Below are 6,474 nucleotides of genomic sequence, written 5' to 3'. Positions count from 1 at the left end.
GCCGTGGAAGCGGCCCGGGCCGGCGAACAGGGACGCGGTTTCGCCGTGGTGGCCTCCGAAGTGCGCTCGCTGGCCCAGCGCTCGGCCACCGCCGCCAAGGAAATCAAGCAGCTCATCGACGACTCGGTGAACAAGGTCGCTGCAGGCTCGGCACTGGTCAACGAAGCCGGCGCCACCATGACCGAAGTGGTCGACAGCATCAAGAGCGTCACCACCATCATGCACGACATCAGCGCCGCCAGCGCCGAGCAGACCATGGGCATCGAACAGATCAACCGCGCCATTACCCTGATCGACGAAGCCACCCAGCAGAACGCCGCCCTGGTCGAGCAGGCAGCCGCCGCCGCCGCGTCGATGCAGGACCAGACCAACAGCCTGTCGGGCCTGGTCTCGGTGTTCAAGCTGGACGACACCATCCCGCTGCCGGCCGCCGCCAACGCGCCGATGGTGCACGTCAACCCGGCGCCCGCCCTGGGCGGCATGCGCACCGGCACGCTGGGTTATGCCTGATCTACCCGGCCCCGCACCACAGTGATTGATGACGGGGCCGACCGCTTTGCAGTGACATCCCTGAGGGTAGTACTTGGCCGGCATCGATGGATGCCGGTTTTTTTTCGTGGTGGCAATGGACGGCAAATCATCGTTTCCGGCATGCAACCACGTCCATTTCTGCGCAAAATGCAAGCTCGACCGCAATCGGCGGCTTAGTGGACATGTCACATAATTGTTGTATCCTATGGTCCTTAGCCACTACCACGGGTCAGCAACCCAGCCCTATGCAAGATCACTCTAGTAGCGTCAAATCAATTGACGCTAAACCCCACCGTTCGTTGTTCGAACGTCTCACCGCCCTGATCTCCCCCGAACCTGAAAACCGCGCAGAGTTGCTCGAAGTGCTGCACGATGCACACGAGCGCAACCTGATCGACGCCGACGCCCTGTCGATGATCGAAGGCGTGTTCCAGGTGTCCGACCTGGCCGCGCGCGACATCATGGTGCCGCGCTCGCAGATGGATACGATCGACATCGGCAAGCCCATCGAAACCTGGATGCCCGACGTGCTGTCGACCTCGCACTCGCGCTTTCCGGCGGTCGACGGTGAACGTGACAAGGTGGTCGGTATCTTGCTGGCCAAGGACCTGCTGCGCTACTACGCGGAAGAATCCTTCGATGTGCGCGACATGCTGCGTCCCGCCATCTTCATTCCCGAATCGAAACGCCTCAACGTGCTGCTGCGCGACTTTCGCGCCAACCGCAACCACATGGCCATCGTGGTCGACGAATACGGCGGCGTCGCCGGCCTGATCACCATCGAGGACGTGCTCGAACAGATCGTCGGCGACATCGAGGACGAATACGACTTCGACGAAGCCGAAGACAACGTGCTGGCCCTCAAGGACAGCGCCACCGGCCCCCGCTGGCGCGTCAAGGGCCTGACCGAGATCTCGCAGTTCAACGAAGAAATCGGCAGCCGCTTCTCGGACGAGGACGCCGACACCATCGGCGGCCTGGTCGCCAATCATGTCGGTCGCGTGCCGCGCAAGGGCGACGAATTCGACATCGACGGCCTGCACTTCGAAGTGCTGCGGGCCGACGCCCGCCAGACGCACGTCCTGCTGGTCTCCACCCTGCCTCCCGCGCCGATCGACGAAGAATGATCGCAACCGAAGTGACGTTGGCGTGAATCCCCCGATCTCCCGCAAGCTGCCCGGCGCACCTGCGCTGCTGGCAGTGGCCGCCGGCGCGCTCAATGTGCTGGCGTTCGCACCGTTCGGACTGTGGCCGCTGCAGATCGCGGCGCTGGCATGGCTGTTCCATGGCATCCTCAGCGCGCCCCAGGCCGGCGCCCGGCGCCATTTCGTGCGCGCCTGGCTGTACGGCTTCGGCTGGTCGGCCGCCGGCGTGCACTGGCTGTATATCAGCATGCACGACTACGGCGGCATGCCGGGCTGGATGGCGGCCCTGGCGGTGGCGCTGCTGGCGCTCTACGTGGGCCTGTACGCCGGCGCCGCGGCCGCGCTGGCGGTCTGGCTGCGGGCACGCTGGTCGTCTTCGCCGCGCATCCTGGGCTTGTTGATACTGCCGGCGCTGTGGGCCTTGTCGGAGTGGCTGCGCGGCTGGGTATTCACCGGGTTTCCCTGGTTGGTGTCGGGCTATGCGCACACCAACGGCCCGCTGGCCGGGTTCGCGCCGGTGGCCGGTGTCTACGGCGTGGGCTGGGTGGCGGCGCTGCTCGCCGGTGCGCTGGCCTTGCTGTGGCAGGCGCTGCGCCGGCGCGGCAACCTGGCCGGTGCCATGCGCCTGGGCCTGCCGCTGGCGACCGGCCTGGTGCTGCTGGCGGCGGGCCAGGCACTGCGCGCGGTCGCCTGGACCGCGCCGACCGGCGCCCCTGTTTCGGTGCGGCTGCTGCAGGGTAACGTGCCGCAGGAAATGAAGTTCTCCAATGAAGCGCTGGTGTCGACGCTGAGCATGTACGAACAGATGATCAGCGCAGCGCCGGCCGACCTGATCGCCACACCCGAGACCGCCATCCCGTTGCTGCCGCAACAGCTCCCGCCCGACTACCTGGAGCGGCTGGTGCGCCATGCCCGGCACAGCGGCAGCCACCTGGCGCTCGGCATTCCGTTGTCGGACGGTCCCGGGCAGTATGCCAACGCCGTGCTCGGCTTCAGTCCCGACGCGGCTGACGGCAGTGCCCCTTATCGATATGACAAGCATCACCTGGTGCCGTTTGGCGAATTCATCCCGCCCGGCTTCCGCTGGTTCGTCGACATGATGCGCATCCCGTTGGGCGACATGACCCGCGGCGGCCCGACCCAGGCGCCGCTGGCGGTCAAGGAGCAGTGGGTGCTGCCCAATATCTGCTACGAAGACCTGTTCGGCGAAGAGATCGCTGGCCAGTTGCGCAGTGCCTATCGCCAGGGACTGCCCCAGGCCAGTATCCTGCTCAACCTGTCCAACATCGCCTGGTTCGGCAACTCCATCGCCCTGCCCCAGCATTTGCAGATTTCCCGCATGCGCACCCTCGAGACCGGCCGCCCGATGCTGCGCGCCACCAATACCGGCGCCACCGCCGTGATCCTGCCCGGCGACGGCGCCACCCGGGAGCTGGCGCCGTTTACCCGCGGCGTGCTCAGCGCCAGCGTACCCGGCTACAGCGGCCAGACCCCGTACATTCTGCTGGGCAATGCCCTGGTGGTCGGCCTGTCGCTGCTGATGCTGCTGGTGGCCTGGGGCCGCAACAAGCGCGCGCGCCTGCGTCACTGAACCCCCGAAACCCGGATCAAGTGACCCAAAAGGCGCTAAAATCCAGGGTTTTGGCAATTCCTCGCCGGCTTCCCTGGCAACCACTTCAAGATGCTGACATTTCAACAAATCATCCTCAAGCTGCAAGAATATTGGGACGCCCAAGGTTGCGCGCTGCTGCAACCCTACGACATGGAAGTCGGCGCCGGTACCTCGCATACAGCCACCTTCCTGCGCGCCATCGGCCCCGAGCCCTGGCGCGCCGCCTATGTGCAGCCCTCGCGCCGCCCCAAGGATGGCCGCTACGGCGAAAACCCCAACCGCATGCAGCACTACTACCAATACCAGGTGGTGTTGAAGCCGGCCCCGGAAAACATCCTCGACCTGTACCTGGGTTCGCTCTCGGCCCTGGGCCTGGACCTGCAGCAGAACGACGTGCGCTTCGTCGAGGACGACTGGGAAAACCCGACCCTGGGTGCCTGGGGCCTGGGCTGGGAAGTCTGGCTCAACGGCATGGAAGTGACCCAGTTCACCTACTTCCAGCAGGTCGGCGGGCTCGACTGCAAGCCGGTGCTGGGCGAGATCACCTACGGCATCGAGCGCCTGGCGATGTACCTGCAGGGCGTCGAGAACGTGTACGACCTGGTGTGGACCGAGTGGGATGAAAATGGCGTCACCAAGCGCCTGACCTATGGCGACGTGTTCCACCAGAACGAAGTGGAGCAATCGACCTTCAACTTCGAATACTCCAATACCGATTTCCTGTTCTCGCTGTTTACCAACTACGAGACCGAGGCCCGTCGCCTGATGGATGTACCGCTGGCGCTGCCGGCCTACGAGCAGGTGCTCAAGGCGGCCCATACCTTCAACATGCTCGATGCCCGCGGCGCCATTTCGGTGACCGAGCGGGCCGCCTATATCGGCCGTATCCGCAACCTGTCGCGCGCGGTGGCGCAGGCCTATTTCGAATCGCGCGAGCGACTCGGGTTTCCGATGCTGGGCGCCACCCCCGCCGCGGCTTGAAGCAGATCAACGAACCGCGCCCGCCTGGCGGGCACACTGTGCAAGACAGCAAGACAGACAACATGACCCAGACACTTCTCGTAGAACTCGTCACCGAAGAACTGCCACCCAAGGCCCTGGCCAAACTGGGTGATGCCTTCGCCGCCGGCATCTTCAACGGCCTCAAGGCGCGCGGCTACCTCGATGCGCAAGCCGCCGCCACCGCCTATGCCACGCCACGCCGCCTGGCCGTTTCCATCACCGGCGTGCATGCCGCCTCGCCCGACAAGGCCATCCGCGAAAAGGTGCTGCCGGTATCGGTCGGCCTGGACGCCGAAGGCAAGCCCGCCGCCCCGCTGGTGAAGAAACTGGCAGCGCTGGCCGCCCAGACGGGCGTGCCGGAGATCACCCCGGCGCAACTCGAACGGGCCCAGGACGGCAAGGCCGAAAGCTTCTTCTTCACCTACACCGCCAAGGGTTCGCCGCTGGCGCAGGGCTTGCAGGCCGCGCTCGAAGAGTCGCTCGCCAAGCTGCCTATCCCCAAGGTCATGAGCTACCAGCGCCAATCGGGCCACGCCGCCGGACAGACGGTGCATTTCGTGCGCCCGGCGCATTACCTGGTGGCGCTGCTGGGCCAGGACGTCGTACCGCTGACCATCCTCGGCCTGGACGCCGGCCGCACGACGCTGGGCCACCGCTTCCTGTCGCAGGGTGCACTGCAGATCGCCAGCCCTGACAGCTATGCAGCGACGCTGTCCGACCAGGGACGGGTGATCGCCAGCTTTACCGAGCGTCGCGAGAAGATCCGCAGCGCATTGCTGGCGCAGGCCGGCGACGACCTGGTGCTGATGCCCGACAGCCTGCTCGACGAAGTCACGGCCCTGGTCGAATGGCCGGTGGTGTACGAGTGCCGCTTCGAGGATGAATTCCTGTCAGTGCCGCAGGAATGCCTGATCCTGACCATGCAGACCAACCAGAAGTACTTCGCGCTGACCGACGGCAACGGTCGCCTGCGTTCGCGCTTCCTGATCGTGTCGAACCTGGCCACCGATACGCCCCGGCACATCATCCAGGGCAACGAGCGGGTGGTGCGCCCGCGCCTGTCGGACGCCAAGTTCTTCTTCGAGCAGGACAAGAAGAAGCCGCTGGCCGAGCGCGTGCCGCTGCTGGCCAACGTGGTCTACCACAACAAGCTGGGCAACCAGCTGCAGCGCAGCGAACGGGTACGTGCGCTGGCCGGCGCCATCGCCAGCCAGTTGTCGGCCGACGTCGCCCTGGCCGAGCGCGGCGCGCTACTGGCCAAGGCCGACCTGCTGACCGACATGGTGGGTGAATTCCCCGAGCTGCAAGGCATCATGGGTACCTACTACGCACGCCATGACGGCGAGGCCGACGAGGTGGCGCTGGCCGCCAGCGAACATTACCAGCCGCGCTTTGCCGGCGACGCCCTGCCCGCCAGCGGCACCGGCACCATCGTCGCGCTGGCCGACAAGCTCGAGACCCTGGTCGGGATCTGGGGCATCGGCCTGCAACCCACCGGCGACAAGGACCCGTTCGCCCTGCGTCGCCATGCCCTGGGCGTGTTGCGCATGCTGGTCGAGAAACGCCTGCCGCTGTCGCTGGGCAAGTTGCTCGACACCGCCGTGGCCCTGTTCGCCGGCAACGCCGCCTTCAAGGACCCGCGCGCCGAGGTCCAGGCGTTCCTGTTCGACCGCCTGCGCGGCATGCTGCGCGAACGCGGCTTTGCCCAGAACGAGGTCGAGGCAGTGGTGGCGCAACAACCCGACGTGCTCGACAACGTGGTCGAACGCCTGGATGCGGTCAAGGCGTTTGCCGCCCTGCCCGAGGCCGAAGCGCTGGCCGCGGCCAACAAGCGCATCACCAACATCCTGAAGAAGATCGAAGGGGTGGCCATCGACGGTCACGGCGCGGTGCGTCCCGACCTGCTGGCCGAAGCCGCCGAGCAAGGCCTGTACGCGGCCATGCAAGCGACCCGCCCGCAAGTGCAGACGGCCTATGCCGGCGGCGACTTCGCCGGAGCGCTCAAGGCGCTGGCGCAGTTGCGCCAGGACGTCGACGGCTTCTTCAACGACGTGATGGTCAACGCCGAGGACGAGCAACTGCGCAAGAACCGCCAGGCCTTGCTGGCCGAACTGCACGGCATGCTCAACCAGGTCGCCGACATTTCCAAGCTGGCCGCCTGAGCGGCCGGCAACTTTCGGCTGC

Annotated in this window: 5 protein-coding genes; all 5 read left to right on the top strand. The window is 66.0% G+C overall.

Features of this window, described 5'->3' with window-relative positions; genetic code table 11:
- The coding region (locus tag PMI40_RS18990; protein WP_008118671.1) for a methyl-accepting chemotaxis protein at positions 1 to 510 on the top strand (510 nt) is incomplete at its 5' end.
- 266 nt (positions 511 to 776) lie between these two features.
- Positions 777 to 1,658, top strand: coding sequence for an HlyC/CorC family transporter (locus tag PMI40_RS18985; protein ID WP_008118670.1), 882 nt, complete (start codon positions 777 to 779; stop codon positions 1,656 to 1,658).
- Positions 1,659 to 1,680: 22 nt separating this feature from the next.
- A complete protein-coding gene (gene lnt / locus PMI40_RS18980; protein WP_008118668.1) occupies positions 1,681 to 3,267 on the top strand; it encodes an apolipoprotein N-acyltransferase in 1,587 nt (528 codons plus the stop codon).
- A gap of 90 nt (positions 3,268 to 3,357) precedes the next feature.
- Positions 3,358 to 4,269 carry a glycine--tRNA ligase subunit alpha gene (gene glyQ, locus PMI40_RS18975; protein ID WP_008118666.1) on the top strand — a complete coding sequence of 304 codons (912 nt, stop codon included), beginning with the start codon at positions 3,358 to 3,360 and terminating at the stop codon, positions 4,267 to 4,269.
- Positions 4,270 to 4,331: 62 nt separating this feature from the next.
- Entirely contained in the window at positions 4,332 to 6,452 is a 2,121-nt protein-coding gene (gene glyS / locus PMI40_RS18970; RefSeq protein WP_008118664.1) for a glycine--tRNA ligase subunit beta, read from the top strand.
- Positions 6,453 to 6,474: the final 22 nt, after the last annotated feature.

It is taken from the genome of Herbaspirillum sp. YR522, from assembly GCF_000282575.1.
Taxonomy (GTDB): domain Bacteria; phylum Pseudomonadota; class Gammaproteobacteria; order Burkholderiales; family Burkholderiaceae_D; genus Herbaspirillum.
The sequence above is the reverse complement of the archived record's forward strand: the minus strand, read 5'-3'. Positions and strand labels throughout refer to the sequence as shown.

Coding starts and splice junctions, on each gene's coding strand:
- PMI40_RS18985 (WP_008118670.1), top strand. CDS start 777: ATGCAAGATCACTCTAGTAGCGTCAAATCAATTGACGCTAAACCCCAC.
- glyS (WP_008118664.1), top strand. CDS start 4,332: ATGACCCAGACACTTCTCGTAGAACTCGTCACCGAAGAACTGCCACCC.
- glyQ (WP_008118666.1), top strand. CDS start 3,358: ATGCTGACATTTCAACAAATCATCCTCAAGCTGCAAGAATATTGGGAC.